We start from the raw sequence: 15,291 nt of genomic DNA on the forward strand, positions 1-15,291 counted from the left end.
ACTCACTGACCGAGCACCTCACGCAGGCGCTTGAGGCCCGCCTCGACGTCATTGAGGTGCAGCCGCAGCACGGGCCGACCGTGGTCGCGCAGCACGGCAGCGTCGCCGGCAGCCTGAGAGTCGATGAACGAGCCGAACGAGAAGTCCCGGCCCGGAACCGCGAGGTCCTCCGACGGCGTGCCGGTGACCTGCAGGAACACGCCGTTGGGCGTGCCGCCCTTGTGATACTGGCCAGTCGAGTGCAGGAAGCGCGGACCCCAGCCGAAGGTGACGGGCCGGCCGAGCCGCTGTGCCAGCACCTCGCGCACACCGGCGAAGTCGGCGTAGGCGATGCGGTCGAGGTAGACCTGCACGGCGAGGTAGCCGTGTTGCAGGTCGAGCTTGCCGAGCAGGGCGCTGACGGCCTCCGGGACGGTGGAGCCCTCGCCGTAGATGTCGATGCCCTCGTCAGTCGCATCGGGGGTCGGCACCTCGCCGCTGCCAGAGAGGAGCTCGCGGGCGGCCTGCTTGGCACTCTCGACGTCGGGCTGGTCGAACGGGTTGATCCCGATGAGCCGGCCCGCGATCACGACGGCGACCTCCCACAGCAGCATCTGCGCACCGAGGTCGGCGTCGATCGCCGCGGCATAGCCGGACTGCGCCTCCGGGGTGTACGTGCTGCCGATCGACACCAGGATCGAGTCGGCGGTGCTGGGGTTGAAGTTGACGGCGTTCTCGTAGGGGACGACGACCGGGAGGATGCCCTTGCCGAGCTTGCCCGTCGACTCGGCGACGAGCTGCTCGATCCAGTCGCCGACGCCGTGCCGGGTCTGGTCGGCGATCACGAGCTTGTCGACGCGGTGCCGGTTGGCGACGCCCATCAGGACGCCGAGCCGCAGCGCCGGGTTGTCGGCGTCGTCCGCGTAGAGCGCAGCCTCGGCAGCAGCCGCCTCGTCGAGCAGCGCGCCGATGTCGGCTCCGGCCAGCCCGCTCGGGACGAGGCCGAACGCCGTGAGCGCCGAGTAGCGCCCGCCGACATGAGGGTCGGCGTGGAACACGCGATAGCCCGCCGCGGTGGCCTCGCCATCGAGCGGCGAGCCGGGATCGGTGACCACGACGATGTGGTCGGCGGGGTTGAGACCGGCGTCGGTGAACGCCTGCTCGTACGCCCGACGCTGGCTGTCGGTCTCGACGGTCCCGCCGGACTTGCTCGACACCACCACGATCGTGCGATCGAGGCCTTCAGACAGTGCTGACCGCACCATGTCGGGCTGCGACGAGTCGAGCACCGTCAGTGGGACGCCGGCCTGGTCGCAGATGACCTCCGGGGCGAGCGACGAGCCGCCCATGCCGCAGAGCACGACCCGGTCGAGCCCCTTGGCACGGAGCTGCTCGCGCAGCTCGGTGATCTCGGCGACCAGGGGCCGCGAGGCCTGAGGCAGCCGCGTCCAGCTCAGCCGGATGCTGGCCTCGGACTCGGCGTCAGGGCCCCACAGCGTGGCGTCCTGACCCGCGACACGTGAAGCGACGCGCTGCTCGATGGCATCGCGGAGCGCCGTGTCGTACTCGTGCTGGGCAGGGATCGTGAGCGCGATCTGCACCACGGCTCAGGCCTTGTCGAGCTCGGTCTGGACGGTCTCCAGCAACTCATTCCATGACTTCTCGAACTTGTCGACACCCTCGACCTCGAGCAGCTCGACGACCTCGTCGTACTTGATGCCCTGGGCCTCGAGGTCGGCGATGACCTGACGCGCGTCGTCGTAGGTGCCGTGCACCGTGTCGCCGGTGACCTCACCGTGGTCGGCGAACGCCTCGAGGGTCTTCTCCGGCATCGTGTTGACGGTGTCGGAGACGACGAGCTCGCTGACGTACATCGTGTCGGGGTAGGCCGGGTCCTTGACGCCGGTCGATGCCCACAGCGGACGCTGCGTGTTGGCGCCCTGGGCCGCGAGGGCCTTGAAGCGGTCCGATCCGAACACCTCTTCGTACGCCTCGTAGGCCAGTCGCGCGTTGGCGATGGCCGCCTTGCCGCGCAGGGGGCTGTCCTCGGGCAGGCGCTTGTCGATCTCGGAGTCGACGCGGCTGACGAAGAACGACGCGACCGACTCGATCGTCGAGAGGTCCTTGCCGTTGGCTGCAGCCTGCTCGAGGCCGTAGAGGTAGGCGTCCATGACGCCGCGGTAGCGCTCGAGCGAGAAGATCAGGGTCACGTTGACGCTGATGCCCTCGGAGATCGTCGCGGCGATCGCGGGCAGACCCTCGACGGTCGCAGGGATCTTGATCAGGGTGTTGGGGCGGTCGACGCGCTCCCAGAGGCGCTTGGCGAGTGCCACCGTGCCGTCGGTGTCCTTGGCGAGGTCAGGATCGACCTCGATCGAGACCCGGCCGTCGACGCCGCCCGTGGCGTCGAACACCGGCCGCATGATGTCGCAGCCGTTCTGGACGTCGGTCGTCGTGAGCTCGAAGACCGTGGTCTTGACGTCGGCGCCGGACGCCTTGAGCGTCTTGACCTGCTCGGCGTAGCGCTCACCCTTGGAGATCGCAGCCGCGAAGATCGTGGGGTTCGTCGTCACGCCGACGACGCCGGAGTCGGCCACCAACGAGGCGAGGTTGCCGGTCTCGATGCGCTCTCGCGAGAGGTCGTCGAGCCAGATCGATACTCCTGCGTCGGAGAGGGCCTGCAGACGGTCGTTCATGATGTCTCCTTGGAATTCAGTTGTACGGGTCAGTGGGCTTGGGCGTCGGCATTGTCGGCGGGGCCGACAGCTCCGGCGGGCCGGGCGTGGAACGGAGCCGATGGCTCGCCCGCGGCGGCTGCGATCGAGTCCTTGGCAGCGGCCACGACGGCTTCGGCGGTGATGCCGAACTTGTCGTAGAGCGTCGCGTAGTCGGCCGAGGCGCCGTAATGCTCGAGGCTCACGATGCGGCCGGCGTCGCCGACGACGTCGCGCCAACCGAGCGCGACACCCGCCTCGACCGACACGCGTGCGCGGAGCTTCGGCGGGATGACGCTGTCACGGTAGGAACTGTCCTGCTGCTCGAACCACTCACGGCACGGCATCGAGACGACGCGCGCCGAGATGCCGTCGGCGGCGAGGAGCTCGCGTGCCTTGACGGCGAGCTGCACCTCGGAACCGGTCGACACCAGGATCACGTCGGGCTCGCCCTCGGCGTCGATCAGCGTGTAGGCGCCACGGGCAACCTCGGACGCCGAAGCCCAGCCGTCGGTGCCGCGGGGGAACGTCGGCAGGTTCTGCCGGCTCAGCGCCAGTGCCGCCGGGCGGTCCGTGATGCCCAGTAGCGTGCGCCACACGGCGATCGTCTCGTTGGCGTCGGCAGGCCGGATGACGTCGAGGCCCGGGATCGCGCGCAGCGCGGCGAGGTGCTCGACCGGCTGGTGGGTCGGTCCGTCCTCGCCGAGGCCGATCGAGTCGTGCGTCCAGACGTACGTGACCGGCAGCTCCTGCAGCGCTGCGAGGCGTACGGCGGGGCGCATGTAGTCGCTGAACACGAGGAACGTGCCACCGTATGGCCGGGTCAGCCCGTGCTGGACCATGCCGTTCATGAGCGCGCCCATGGCGTGCTCGCGGATGCCGAAGTGGAGCACCCGGCCGTACCAACCGCCCTGGAACTTGGCGGTGGAGTGCTCAGGCGGCAGGAACGACGGCTCACCCTTGGGTGTCGTGTTGTTGGAGCCGGCCAGGTCGGCCGACCCGCCCCACAGCTCAGGGAGCTGGGGAGCCGCGGCGGACAGGAACTCACCGGAGGCGACGCGGGTCGCGACGCCCTTGGGATCGGCCTCGTACGTCGGAAGGTCGGCGTCCCAGCCGTCGGGCAGCTGGCGCTTGGACAGTCGCTCGAGCAGCGCGGCGCCGTCGGGCGAGGCGGTCGCCCAGGCGTCGAACGTCTTCTGCCAGGCCTCGTGCTCAGCGACGCCACGGTCGCGCGCCTTGCGGGTGTGCTCGATGACGTCGTCGTCGACGATGAACGTCTTGTCGGGATCGAAGCCGAGGAGCTCCTTGGTTGCGCGGATCTCGTCGTCGCCGAGGGCCGAGCCGTGCGAGCCGCCAGTGCCCTGCGCGGTCGGTGCGGGCCACGCGATGATCGTGCGGAGCTTGATGAAGCTGGGCTTGTCGGTGACGGCCTCAGCGGCCTGGTAGGCGTCCCAGAGGGCCTGGACGTCCTCGACATAGCCCGTGCCGCCGATGGTCCAGTCGACGGTCTGCACGTGCCAGCCGTACGCCTCGTAGCGTGCCGCGACGTCCTCGGTGAACGCCACGTCGGTGTCGTCCTCGATCGAGATCTTGTTGTCGTCCCACAGCAGCGTCAGGTTGCCGAGCTTCTGGTGGCCCGCGAGCGACGACGCCTCACCCGAGACGCCCTCCTGCAGGTCGCCGTCGGACGCGATGGCGTAGATGCGGTGGTCGAAGGGGCTCTCACCGGCGCCGGTGCTGGGGTCGAGCAGTCCGCGCTCACGGCGGGCGGCCATCGCCATGCCGACGGCGTTGGCGACGCCCTGGCCGAGGGGGCCGGTCGTGACCTCGACGCCGGGGGTGTGGTTGTACTCGGGGTGGCCCGGGGTCTGGCTTCCCCACGTGCGCAGGCTCTTGAGGTCGTCGAGCGTCATCGGGTAGCCGGCGAGGAAGAGCTGGATGTACTGCGTGAGGCTCGAGTGGCCACACGACAGGATGAAGCGATCGCGGCCCGCCCAGTGCGGATCGGTCGGGTCATGACGCAACAGACGCTGGTAGTGCAGGTAGGCCACGGGGGCCAGACTCATCGCGGTGCCGGGGTGGCCGTTGCCGACCTTCTGCACTGCGTCGGCGGCCAGGAGACGGACGGTGTCCACGGCCTTCTTGTCGAGGTCTGTCCACTCCAGTGAGGGGGTTCCGGACGTCACAGCTCTGGCTCCTGTTGTTCGAACGAGGGTCTGGTTTGATCGGCTTCATGGGCCGTCAAGACGAGCCTACTCGCGTCCTTTAGACTCTGAACGTGAGCACCGTGGGCGTGAGATCAGTCGTCGGCGCCGACGTACCCTCTTCGCCGCGTTTCATCGATGTCGTCAAGTCCTACGTCGCGCTGACCAAGCCGCGCATCATCGAGCTGCTGCTGCTCACGACCGTTCCGATCATGTTCCTGGCCGAGCAGGGCGTGCCGTCGGCATGGCTTGTCGTCGCCACGGTGGTCGGCGGGACGCTCTCGGCCGGCAGCGCCAACGCGCTCAACTGCGTCGTCGACGCCGACATAGACCAGCTCATGCGCCGCACGTCCCGTCGGCCGCTGCCGCGCCACCAGGTCGGCACGCGCGGGGCGCTCTACTTCGGTCTCGCCCTCGGCGTCGTCTCGACGATCTGGCTGTGGACGCTGGTCAATCCACTGTCGTCGATGCTGGCCCTGGCCGCCAACGTCTTCTACGTCGTCGGCTACACCATGATCCTCAAGCGCCGCACGACCCAGAACATCGTCTGGGGCGGCGCCGCTGGCTGCTTCCCGGCGCTGATCGGCTGGACCGCGGTCACCAATGAGCTGGCGTGGGCGCCGGTCGTGATGTTCATGGTCGTGTTCTTCTGGACGCCGCCGCACTTCTGGTCGCTCGCGATGCGCTACCGCGAGGACTACGCCGCGGCCAGCGTCCCGATGCTCCCGTCGGTCACGACGTCGGCCGAGGTCGCGAAGCAGATCGTCGCCTATTCGTGGGTCATGGTCGGCACGTCACTGCTGCTGTGGCCGATCACCCCGACGGGTTGGTTCTACCCGGCGGTCGCCATCACGCTCGGCATCGTGTTCCTCGTCGAGGCCTACGACCTCAAGTCGCGTGCGATGGACACCGAGGACCTCGCGATCCTCAAGCCCATGCGGCTGTTCCACTACTCCAACGCCTACCTGGCGCTGCTGTTCGTGGCCGCCGCGGTCGACCCCTTCCTGCGCTAGGCGGAGCCTGCGGTGACCGGCGGCCTGTCGATCCGCCTGGCGGAGCCTGACGACTGGGCCGACTGGCGCCTGCTTCGACAGCGCTCGCTGACCGAGGACCCTGATGCGTTCTCGTCGTCGACGAGGATGTGGACCGGCGACAACGACACCGAGGATCGGTGGCGCGCACGGCTCGCCGACGGCCCTTGCTTCATCGCCTATGACGACGACCGGCCGGTCGGCATGGTCGCCGGGTCGGTCGTCGACGACGCAGCCCAGCTGACCTCGATGTGGGTCGCTCCGGAGGCGCGCCGGCGTGGCATCGGCACCGCGTTGATCGAGCGGGTCGTCAAGTGGGCCGCCGGCCGGCCGCTGAGCCTGCGCGTCATGGACGGCAACCAGGCGGCCGTCACGGCGTACGAGCGGCAGGGCTTCGTGCTGCAGCAGGGCACGGATGCTGAGGGTTGTCGCCGGATGCTGCACACGCCCTGACTGCGTACGCTGGCGGCGTGAGCTCTCCGGGGTACCGTCTCGTCGCGGCGGCGCGCGACCGCAACCTCTCGGAGCGGTTCTTCCGTCGGTTCAAGCGAGTCGGCCTGCGCGGTGTCCTCGCGGACCTCAACCGTGTCGGGGCACACGCCGACGTACCGGGTGAGGCACCCATCGCCGGTATGACGTGGCGGGACGACGACCGCGACACCGAGCGCTGGTTCCCGCAGGGCATCACGACGTCGGCCGACGCCTACGGGGCCGAGCCCAGCGGCGGCATGTTCGAGGGGCACAACGTCGTGATGACCAGCTGGTACGCCCACGGGTGGCGCGGCTGGCTGCAGCTCGGCTCCCGGATCTCGGTGATCGACTGGACCGACGAGGAGCCACCCCGCTACCGGCACGTGCTGCTCACGGCTCCCAAGCGGCTCGGTTTCTTCCACCGGCTGCGCCCCGTGAGGGTGCATGCCGGCGGGATCGTCTGGTACGGCGACCACCTGTTCGTCGCCGGCAGCTCGTCCGGCGTCCGGGTCTTCCGCCTCGACGACATCGTGCGGGTCCGCAACCGGCTGCGCACCAAGGGCTACCGCTACATACTGCCGCAGTACTCGTTCTACGCTGCCGAGCACGACGACGGCGACCGCATGACGTACTCGTTCATGTCGCTCGACCGGGCCGGTGCCGAGGACCACCTCGTGGCGGGGGAGTACGGCCGCAAGGGCGGCAGCCACCGCCTGATCCGCTACGCGATCGACCGTGACACCCAGCTGCTGCGCAGCGACGACCGCGGCTGGGCAGTGGCGACCGAGCTGCACGACCGGCAGATCGCCCGGATGCAGGGCGCCGTGGTCTTCGACGGCACATGGGCCATCACGTCGAGCAACGGCGAGGGCAACCCCGGGGATCTGTGGGTGGGGACGCCCGGGGACTACGTCCGGCACCAGGGTGTCCTGCCGACCGGGCCCGAGGACATCACCTACCTTCCTCAACGCCGCTGGCTCTGGTCGCTCACCGAGTGGCCGGGCCGCCGATGGGTCTATGCGATCGACGCCGACCGGTGGGTGACTGACCGAAAAACCCCGTCCTGACGGCCCTGCCGCCCTAGGATGCGGTGATGACGAGCCAGCAGGCGGTTGCCCTCATCGGACTCATGTTCAGCCTCGTGAGCGTCGTGCTCTCGGGCTGGTTCTCGGTGCGCACGGCCAAGATGGGCCACAAGCTGCGCATCGAGGCCGAGCGGCGCAAGGAGGAGGAGACCGCGATCAAGGCGGCCGAGAAGGTCTACGAGCCCTTGGCCCAGGCCGCAGCCGAGCTGCAGTCACGGATCTACAACATCGTGGAAACTGGCTGGGTCTCACTGGTCAAGCGGTACGAGAGCCACGGCGACTACGCCTCCACCAGCACCGCGTTCTTGTTCGCGCACTACTTCGGCTGGATCGAGGCACGTCGCGAAGCCGTCCTGTCCTCGAGCGGCAAGGGCCGGCGCGACGAGTCCGTGCAGCGGTTGATCGACGGCGTGACCGCCACGCTGCGCCGCAGCGAGTCCGGTGACGGCTTCCTGTTCTTCGCCGCCGAGCAGCGGGCCATCGGCGAGCTCATGGTCTCGTGGGAGTTCATCCCTGACACCACGACGCGGTTGCCCCACGTCGACGGCTACGCCGCATTCGTCAAGCGCTACCGCACCGATGAGGAGTTCCGTGCGTGGTTCCAGCCGGTCAACACCGGCATGAGCAAGGTGTCCGAGGGTGACAACCGCCGACTCATCGAGATCCAACGCGCGCTGGTCGACCTGATCCGCGAGCTGGATCCGAATGATCGCTACACGTTCGGCTACGAGCTCGAGGCGATCGACCTCAGCGAGATCGGCGTGATTGCGCCGGTGGAGCGCAAGCCGCGGTTCCCGGGGAAGGTGCCCGTATGACGCGGCAGGTCATCAGCACCGATCAAGCCCCGGGGTCGCGCTCTACAGCTAGGGAGTGCGAATCGGCTCCATCATCTACGTGTCGGGCATGGTCGGGATCGACGTGACCACCAAGCAGCTCGCCGGCGACACGATCCAGGAGCAGACCCGACAGGCGCTGCGCAACTGCGCCGCTGTCGTCGAGGCGGGCGGAGGCGCGCTGGACGACGTCGCGCAGGTGACCGTCCTGATCGCGAATCCCGCCGACTTCGACGGGATGAACGAGGCGTACGCCGAGGTGTTCGCGACCGAGCCGCCGGCTCGTGCGGTTGCGCGGTTCGGGCCGGAGATCCCGAACGTCCTCGTGTCGATCATGATGACCGCGCACGTCGCGGACTGATCGTCAGGCCGGGCGGCGGTCGAGCGGTGCGGACGCAGGTTGCGTTGTCGAGACGACCGTGACCAGCAGCCTGGTGCCGCCGGCGATCAGGGCTGCGGCGCCGACGAGGTGGGTCGCCACGAGGGCGATCGGCAGGTCGGTGAAGTACTGGACGAACCCGATCGTCCCCTGAGCGAGCTCGACGAGCAGCAGGATCACCGCGATGCGCCCGGCCGGGGTCCGCTTCAGCAACACGCAGGCGGCCACCGTGAGCGCCACCAGAAGGTAGACGCTTGCCGCGTGCACATGGCTCATGACGTGGGGATCGAGGCCGTTGCGCGGGGCGTCCGCGTCGCCGGCATGCGGACCGGCACCGGTGACTGTCGTGCCGAGGTAGACCGCGACCCACAGGACGACGTACGTGGCGAGGACGACCTGCTTGGCGTACGCCGGCAGGGTGACGTCGTTGGTGCCGCGCAGGCGTACGACCAGCAGCATCGACGCAGCCACGAGCAGCATCGACAGGATCATGTGGAGCGACACGATCCACGGGTTGAGGTCGGTCAGCACCGTGATGCCGCCGATGACGCCCTGGAACGGGACACCGAGGGCGATGAGGGCTGCGAGGCGGCGCAGCTCGCGGGTCGTGCCGGCCCAGCGCCACACGGCGACGAACGTCGCGACGACGACCGCGATCAGCACGTAGGTCAGCATGCGGTTGCCGAACTCGATCACTCCGTGCACGCCGAGCGCGCGATGCGGCACGAACGAGCTGTCGGTGCACTGTGGCCACGTCGGACAGCCCAGACCCGAACCGGTGAGGCGTACGAGACCGCCGGTCAGCACGATCACGATGTTGGCGACGACCGCCGCCCAGGCCCACCGCTCGACGTCGGCTCGCTCCGGTGCCCGCAGGCTTGCTGTCACTCCCACTTGAACGTCCTTGAGACTCCGAGGCCGCAGCAACCGGCCCACACGAACAGCACCACGATGGAGAAGGCGTCGGGCCCCTGCCCGGCGAACGTGTCACGCAATCCCTGGCCCAGCGCACCCGACGGCAGCAGCTGGAGGGCGTGATGTGCCCCGTCGGGGTAGCGGCTCAGCGGCACGAGGAGGCCGCCACCGACGAGCAGCAGGACGTACACGAGGTTGGCGACGGCGAGCGTCGCCTCGGCGCGCAACGTGCCGGCGATCAGCAGTCCGAGCGAGCCGAAGGCCGCCGTGCCGAGCACCGCGAGCAGCACCATCTGGGCGAACGCGGTCAGGCCGCCGTGCGGGTCCCAGCCGAGCAGCAGCCCGACGACGGACAGCAGCGTGAGCTGGGCGATCTCGACGACCGTGATCGCCCCGATCTTGCCGAGCATCAGGCCCCATCGTGGGAGCGGCGACGCGCCGAGCCGCTTGATGACGCCGTAGCGTCGTTCGAATCCGGTCGCGATCGCCAGCGACGTGAACGACGTCGACAACACCGCAAGGGCCAGGATGCCGGGCGTGATGATGTCGATCGGCCGGCCGGCGCCGAGGTCGACGACGTCGTTGGACCGGGTGCCCAGCACGAGGAGCATCAGCGGGATGACGAGCGTCAGCAGCAGCTGCTCGCCGTTGCGCGACAGCAGTCGCAGCTCCATGGCGACCTGGGAGCGGAGCATCGCCGGCGTGGCAGCCGCACCTGGGTTGGGGGAGAGGTCCAGGGTCATCGAAGGGCCTTGCCGGTGAGCTCGAGGAACCGGTCCTCGAGGGTCTGCCGCTCGACGAGCATCGACTCAGTCAGCACGCCCTCGCCGGCGCACCACGCCGACAGGGTCGCCAGCAGCGCCGGGTCGATGTCGCCGGCGATGACGTACGCGCCCGGGCTCACCTCGTCGACCTTGGTGTCGTGGGGGAGCGCGTGCATCAACTTCTGGACGTCGAGCCCCGCGCGGGCGGTGAATCGTACGGTGTTCTTGGCACCCGAGGAGGCGAGTGCCTGCGGCGTGCCGGAGGCGATCACGCGGCCCTCGTCGACGATGTGCACCTGGTCGGACAGCGTCTCGGCCTCGTCCATGAAGTGCGTCGTCAGGACCGTCGTGACGCCGCTGTCGCGCAGCTCGGTGACGAGGTCCCACGTGGCGTGGCGGGCCTGCGGGTCGAGTCCCGCCGTCGGCTCGTCGAGGAACAGCAGCTCGGGCCGGCCGACCACCGCCATCGCGAGGCTGAGTCGCTGCTGCTGGCCGCCCGACAGCCTGCGGAACGGAGTCGAGCCGTAGCCCTGCATCCCCAGCCGTTCGGTCAGCTCGTCGACGTCGAGCGGATGCGCGTGCAGCGACGCGATGTGGCGGAGCATCTCGTACGCCCGCGCGCCGGACCAGGCGCCGCCGGACTGGAGCATCACGCCGACGCGGGGCTTGAGCTTGCGCCCGTCCGCGATGGGGTCGAGGCCGAGCACGCGAACCGCGCCGCCCTGAGGCGTACGAAATCCCTCGCACGTCTCGATCGTCGTCGTCTTGCCGGCGCCGTTGGGTCCCAGGATCGCCGTCACGGTGCCCGCCTCGACGGTCAGGCTGAGCCCGTCGACCGCGGTCACCGAGCCATATCGCATGACGAGATCGGTGACCTCGACGGCGGGCTGATTCACCTGATCAGTGTAGGTGTCGGCTGTCGGTCGCCCGCTCTAGGCTGTCGGTCATGGATCTCCCGGTCATGCCCCCGCTCCAACCCATGCTGGCCAAGTCGGTCAAAGGCGTTCCGGCGGCGGACTCGGTCGAGGGCGGCCTGTCCTACGAGCCGAAGTGGGACGGCTTCCGGTGCATCGTGTTCCGCGACGGTGACGAGGTCGAGCTCGCCAGCCGCTCGACCAAGCCATTGACGCGCTACTTCCCTGACGTGGTCGAGGCGATCAAGGCCGAGACGCCCGACCGCTGCGTACTCGACGGCGAGATCTTCATCGCGATCGACGGGCGCCTCGACTTCGATGCGCTGTCGCAGCGCATCCACCCTGCGGCGTCGCGCGTCGCGACATTGGCTGACCGCACGCCGGCCTCGTTCGTCGCGTTCGACCTGCTGGCGCTCGACGGCGAGTCGTTCCTCGCCGAGCCGTTCTCCGTGCGCCGGGCGCGTCTGGAGGAGGCGCTGTCCTCGGCGGCCGACCCGATCCATGTCACGCGTACGACCACGGACGCGGCCGAGGCGCAGGAGTGGTTCGGCATCTTCGAGGGCGCCGGGCTCGACGGTGTCGTCGCCAAGGCGCTCGCCAAGCCCTACGCGCCCAACGGCCGCACGATGCTCAAGGTCAAGCACGCGCGCACCGCCGATGTCGTGGTGGCCGGCTATCGCCTGCACAAGACGTCGACGCCGGAGCGTCCGTTGCTGGGGTCGATGCTGCTCGGCCTCTACGCAGACGACGGCCAGCTCCAGCACGTGGGCGTCGCCGCCTCGTTCACCGAGTCGCGCCGGGCGGAGCTGATCGCCGAGCTCGAGCCGCTCATCGTCGACACGTCGGAGCACCCGTGGGGCAAGTGGCAGGACGCCGAGGCGCAGGCCGGTTCGCGGCTGCCCGGCGGTCAGAGTCGCTGGTCAGGCACCAAGGACCTCTCCTTCGTGACCCTCGCGCCCACCCGCGTCGCGGAGGTCGGCTATGAGCACATGGAGGGCATCGGCGACGGTGCCCGGTTCCGCCACACAGCGCAGTTCAAGCGCTGGCGCCCAGACCGCGAGCCCCAGTCCTGCACGTACGAACAGCTCGAAGAGGTCGCCAAGTACGACCTCAGCCAGATCCTCACCTGAGGCGGCGACACGCTGGTTGAGGTGCGGAGGCCGCCCGCGGCCGAAGCCTCGAAACCAGTCCGGCGAATCAGCTGCTGAGGCGGCGTAGCCGCTCGATGAGCTGCTCGTCCGGCACGGCGTACGTCTGCTTGTTCAGCTCGTCCTTGAGCGACTCGGGCAGTTCGCCGGACGTCTTGACCTCGGTGTGCAGCCGCTCCATCGTCGCGTCGAGCTCACCGGCGGTCTCGGCCGCCTCCTTTAGGCCGTCGAGGAGCGACTGAGGCACGTCCTCGCGGTACTTGTAGTGGATCTTGTGCTCGAGGCTTGCCCAGAAGTCCATCGCGATCGTCCGCAGCTGCACCTCGACGAGCACCGGGATCTCGCCGTCGCTGAGGAAGACCGGCACCTCGACCAGCGCGTGCAGACTGCGATAGCCGTTGGGCTTCGGGGTCTTGATGTAGTCACGCACCTCGACCACACGGACGTCCGACTGCCCCGTCAGCAGGTCGAAGATCGTGTAGACGTCGGACACGAAGCTGCACGTCACGCGTACGCCTGCGATGTCGGTGATCCGCTCGGCGATCGACTCGAACGTCGGCTCGCACTGCTTGCGGCCCATCTTCTCGACGATCGACTCGGGATTCTTGAGCCGGGACGACACGTGCTCGATGGGGTTGGTGTCGTGGAGGTGGGCGAACTCGTCGCGGAGGATTGTCAGCTTGGTGACGATCTCCTCCATGCCGAACTTGTAGCGCATCATGAAGCGGGTGAAGTCCTGACGGAGCTGCTGCGCGTCCTGGGAGGCGAAGTCACCGTCGGCCCGCTCGATGAGTCGTCCGAGGTCCATCCGGGTCGGCGTCGGGTCCACCTGCCCACTGTAGGCAGACGTTCCCCGAGTTGCCTGTGAAGGCCCCATGAATGTCGCGGTCAGGAGCCGGGCAGCGGGACGTTCTCCAGGCCGATGATCCGCCCGTCTTCGATGTATCTGATCGTCAGGGTGTTGTAGCCGGCATCGCGGATGGTCACGTCGAACAGCTGCAACAGCTCTTCGCCGGCCCGCCCCTCGAAGGAGACATCAGCAGCCGATCCGTCGAGCCAGGTGAGCTTGACGTGGTCGTGGATGCGCCAGCCCTCATCGGGCCTGGTCTCGCCGGATCCGGCAGCCACGAACGACAGCCAGACGTACCCCTCGGCCCGGCCGGCAGGCAGCCGGGTCAGCGTGACCTCGTCGCCGAACGAGACGACGTGCTGGGTGATCATGAGGCCTCGACTCCTCAGCGCCTACGCACGAGGCGCTACCTCCATCATGCTTCTTCGGCGACCTTCTTGGCCTTGCTCGGCTGTACGCGTTTGGGCTCGCCCGGCATCTTCGGATACTCCGGCGGATAGGGCATCTCGACGGGATTGGCCTCCCAAAGGTCGAGCAGCGGCTTCAGCGAGTGCTGCACGTCGTCGATCTCGGCCCATGCGTCGCCCTGGGCGGCGAGGCGATCAGGCACCGTGTGCAGCGTGAACGCCCGCGGGTCCTCGAGGGTCGCCAGCTCGTCCCACGTCACCGGTGTCGAGACGGTCGCGCCGGGAGCGGGCCGCAGGCTGTAGGCCGAGGCGATCGTGCGGTCGCGGCAGTTCTGGTTGAAGTCGACGAACACATTGTTCTCGCGCTCCTCCTTCCACCATGCGGTCGTAACCCCGTGCGTACGCTTCTCGAGCTCGCGGGCGATCGCGATCGCGCCGTGGCGGACGTCGGTGAAGGTCCAGCGGGGCTCGATGCGTACGTAGACGTGGATGCCACGCTTGCCGCTGGTCTTGGGGAATGCCCGGATGCCCAGCTCCTCGAACAGTTCACGCGCGACACCCGCAATGCGTACGGCGTCGGCGAACGTGGCGGAGCCGAACGGGTCGAGGTCGATGCGCAGCTCGTCGGGCCGGTCGTTGTCGTCGCGCCGCGTCGGCCACGGGTGGAACGTGATGGCACCCATGTGAGCCGCCCATGCCGCGGTGGCGATCTCGGTCATGCAGATCTCGTCGGCGACGCGGCCGGACGGGAACAGGATGCGCGTGCTCTCGACGTACGGGGGAGCGCCGCGCATCATCCGCTTCTGATAGAACGCATCGCCGTGGCTGTCGGCGCGCGTCGACATGACCATGCCCTCACGGACGCCCTTGGGCCATCGCTCCAGCGCGACGGGACGGTTGCGGAGAGCGCGCATGAGGCCGTCCTCGACGGCGACGTAGTACTCCGCGACCATCAGCTTGGTCACCTCAGGTGAGAAGTCGGTCGCCTCGTAGATCACCCGGGTCGGACTCGAGACGCGGACGCTGCGCCCGCCGGCCTCGATCTCGACCGCATCGCTCGCCATGCGATCACTCTAGGGCGGCGCGCTGTCAGTTGACGGCGATCTCCTGCGCGCCGGTCATCGAACGGAGCTCGTCGTACGTCGTCGAGAACACCGCAGCGGGATGGCCGGCCGCGGCCCAGATCTCGTCGAACGCCTGCAGTGCAGGGTCGAGGAACGTGCGGATCGGCCGGGGATGGGCGATCGGTGAGACGCCGCCGATGACCTGCCCGGTGTGCTCGCGTACGAACCCGGGCTTGGCGCGCTTGAGGGCGATCACGTCGATCGAGGCGGCGACCTTGTCGGTGTCGACCCGATGCGCCCCGGAGGTGAGGACCAGGACCGGCTCGGTCTCGCCGGCACGGTTCGTCGCGGCGAAGATCAGGCTGTTGGCGATCGCGCCGACCTCGCAGCCGAGCGCCTCGGCGGCCAGCGCGGCCGTGTGGACGGAGTCGGGAAGGACGACGATCCGACCCGCTCCGCCGCGGCTCGTGAGCTCGACGCGGAAGCGGGAGACCGACAGATGCTCACTCATGCCACGCAACGTATCGGAACGC

Annotated in this window: 16 protein-coding genes; 6 read left to right on the top strand and 10 right to left on the bottom strand. The window is 68.9% G+C overall.

What is annotated here, in order from left to right; genetic code table 11:
- Positions 1 to 2: 2 nt before the first annotated feature.
- From AC1DVU_RS20065 to tkt, 3 genes are read right to left on the bottom strand one after another with little or no spacing between them, the layout of a single operon-like run.
- The gene (locus AC1DVU_RS20065) at positions 3 to 1,583 is read right to left on the bottom strand and encodes a glucose-6-phosphate isomerase (RefSeq protein WP_476924219.1); all 1,581 of its coding nucleotides are present in this window, start codon (positions 1,581 to 1,583) and stop codon (positions 3 to 5) included.
- Positions 1,584 to 1,586: 3 nt separating this feature from the next.
- Complete coding sequence (tal, locus tag AC1DVU_RS20070; RefSeq protein ID WP_476924220.1) at positions 1,587 to 2,675, bottom strand: transaldolase; 1,089 nt, start codon at positions 2,673 to 2,675, stop codon at positions 1,587 to 1,589.
- A 29-nt stretch (positions 2,676 to 2,704) separates the two neighbouring features.
- Positions 2,705 to 4,879 carry a transketolase gene (gene tkt / locus AC1DVU_RS20075; RefSeq protein WP_476924221.1) on the bottom strand — a complete coding sequence of 725 codons (2,175 nt, stop codon included), beginning with the start codon at positions 4,877 to 4,879 and terminating at the stop codon, positions 2,705 to 2,707.
- A 101-nt stretch (positions 4,880 to 4,980) separates the two neighbouring features.
- On the opposite strand from tkt, the gene AC1DVU_RS20080 reads away from it, so the two are divergent.
- Genes AC1DVU_RS20080 through AC1DVU_RS20100 form a run of 5 tightly spaced genes read left to right on the top strand, consistent with a single transcriptional unit; the run spans position 4,981 to position 8,678 of the window.
- Complete coding sequence (locus AC1DVU_RS20080) at positions 4,981 to 5,910, top strand: heme o synthase (protein ID WP_476924320.1); 930 nt, start codon at positions 4,981 to 4,983, stop codon at positions 5,908 to 5,910.
- A 12-nt stretch (positions 5,911 to 5,922) separates the two neighbouring features.
- A complete protein-coding gene (locus AC1DVU_RS20085) occupies positions 5,923 to 6,381 on the top strand; it encodes a GNAT family N-acetyltransferase (RefSeq protein ID WP_476924222.1) in 459 nt (152 codons plus the stop codon).
- A gap of 17 nt (positions 6,382 to 6,398) precedes the next feature.
- Entirely contained in the window at positions 6,399 to 7,466 is a 1,068-nt protein-coding gene (locus AC1DVU_RS20090) for a hypothetical protein (RefSeq protein ID WP_476924223.1), read from the top strand.
- 26 nt (positions 7,467 to 7,492) lie between these two features.
- On the top strand, positions 7,493 to 8,299 hold the full coding sequence (locus AC1DVU_RS20095) for a hypothetical protein (RefSeq protein WP_476924224.1): 807 nt from the start codon (positions 7,493 to 7,495) through the stop codon (positions 8,297 to 8,299).
- Between the two features lie 55 nt (positions 8,300 to 8,354).
- Complete coding sequence (locus AC1DVU_RS20100; protein WP_476924225.1) at positions 8,355 to 8,678, top strand: RidA family protein; 324 nt, start codon at positions 8,355 to 8,357, stop codon at positions 8,676 to 8,678.
- A gap of 3 nt (positions 8,679 to 8,681) precedes the next feature.
- Here AC1DVU_RS20100 and AC1DVU_RS20105 read toward each other — a convergent pair whose 3' ends face one another.
- Genes AC1DVU_RS20105 through AC1DVU_RS20115 form a run of 3 tightly spaced genes read right to left on the bottom strand, consistent with a single transcriptional unit; the run spans position 8,682 to position 11,271 of the window.
- Positions 8,682 to 9,590, bottom strand: a complete 909-nt coding sequence (locus AC1DVU_RS20105; protein WP_476924226.1) for a COX15/CtaA family protein — start codon at positions 9,588 to 9,590, stop codon at positions 8,682 to 8,684.
- Entirely contained in the window at positions 9,581 to 10,354 is a 774-nt protein-coding gene (locus AC1DVU_RS20110) for an ABC transporter permease (protein ID WP_476924227.1), read from the bottom strand. The genes AC1DVU_RS20105 and AC1DVU_RS20110 overlap by 10 nt, the downstream gene beginning before the upstream one ends.
- On the bottom strand, positions 10,351 to 11,271 hold the full coding sequence (locus tag AC1DVU_RS20115; RefSeq protein ID WP_476924228.1) for an ABC transporter ATP-binding protein: 921 nt from the start codon (positions 11,269 to 11,271) through the stop codon (positions 10,351 to 10,353). Before AC1DVU_RS20115 ends, AC1DVU_RS20110 begins: the two co-directional genes overlap by 4 nt.
- A gap of 50 nt (positions 11,272 to 11,321) precedes the next feature.
- Between AC1DVU_RS20115 and AC1DVU_RS20120 the strand changes: the two genes are divergently transcribed.
- Positions 11,322 to 12,419, top strand: coding sequence for an ATP-dependent DNA ligase (locus tag AC1DVU_RS20120; protein ID WP_476924229.1), 1,098 nt, complete (start codon positions 11,322 to 11,324; stop codon positions 12,417 to 12,419).
- A gap of 67 nt (positions 12,420 to 12,486) precedes the next feature.
- On the opposite strand, the gene AC1DVU_RS20125 is transcribed toward AC1DVU_RS20120, so the two are convergent.
- Genes AC1DVU_RS20125 through AC1DVU_RS20140 form a run of 4 tightly spaced genes read right to left on the bottom strand, consistent with a single transcriptional unit; the run spans position 12,487 to position 15,269 of the window.
- Positions 12,487 to 13,266, bottom strand: coding sequence for a GTP pyrophosphokinase (locus AC1DVU_RS20125; protein ID WP_476924230.1), 780 nt, complete (start codon positions 13,264 to 13,266; stop codon positions 12,487 to 12,489).
- A gap of 59 nt (positions 13,267 to 13,325) precedes the next feature.
- The gene (locus AC1DVU_RS20130; protein WP_476924231.1) at positions 13,326 to 13,658 is read right to left on the bottom strand and encodes a hypothetical protein; all 333 of its coding nucleotides are present in this window, start codon (positions 13,656 to 13,658) and stop codon (positions 13,326 to 13,328) included.
- A gap of 44 nt (positions 13,659 to 13,702) precedes the next feature.
- Positions 13,703 to 14,758, bottom strand: coding sequence for a DNA polymerase domain-containing protein (locus tag AC1DVU_RS20135; protein WP_476924232.1), 1,056 nt, complete (start codon positions 14,756 to 14,758; stop codon positions 13,703 to 13,705).
- A gap of 25 nt (positions 14,759 to 14,783) precedes the next feature.
- Positions 14,784 to 15,269 (bottom strand): YbaK/EbsC family protein, encoded by a 486-nt coding sequence (locus tag AC1DVU_RS20140; protein ID WP_476924233.1) that lies wholly within the window; start codon positions 15,267 to 15,269, stop codon positions 14,784 to 14,786.
- Between the last annotated feature and the right edge of the window lie 22 nt (positions 15,270 to 15,291).

The sequence above is a fragment of the Aeromicrobium sp. P2_G6 genome (assembly GCF_056403535.1).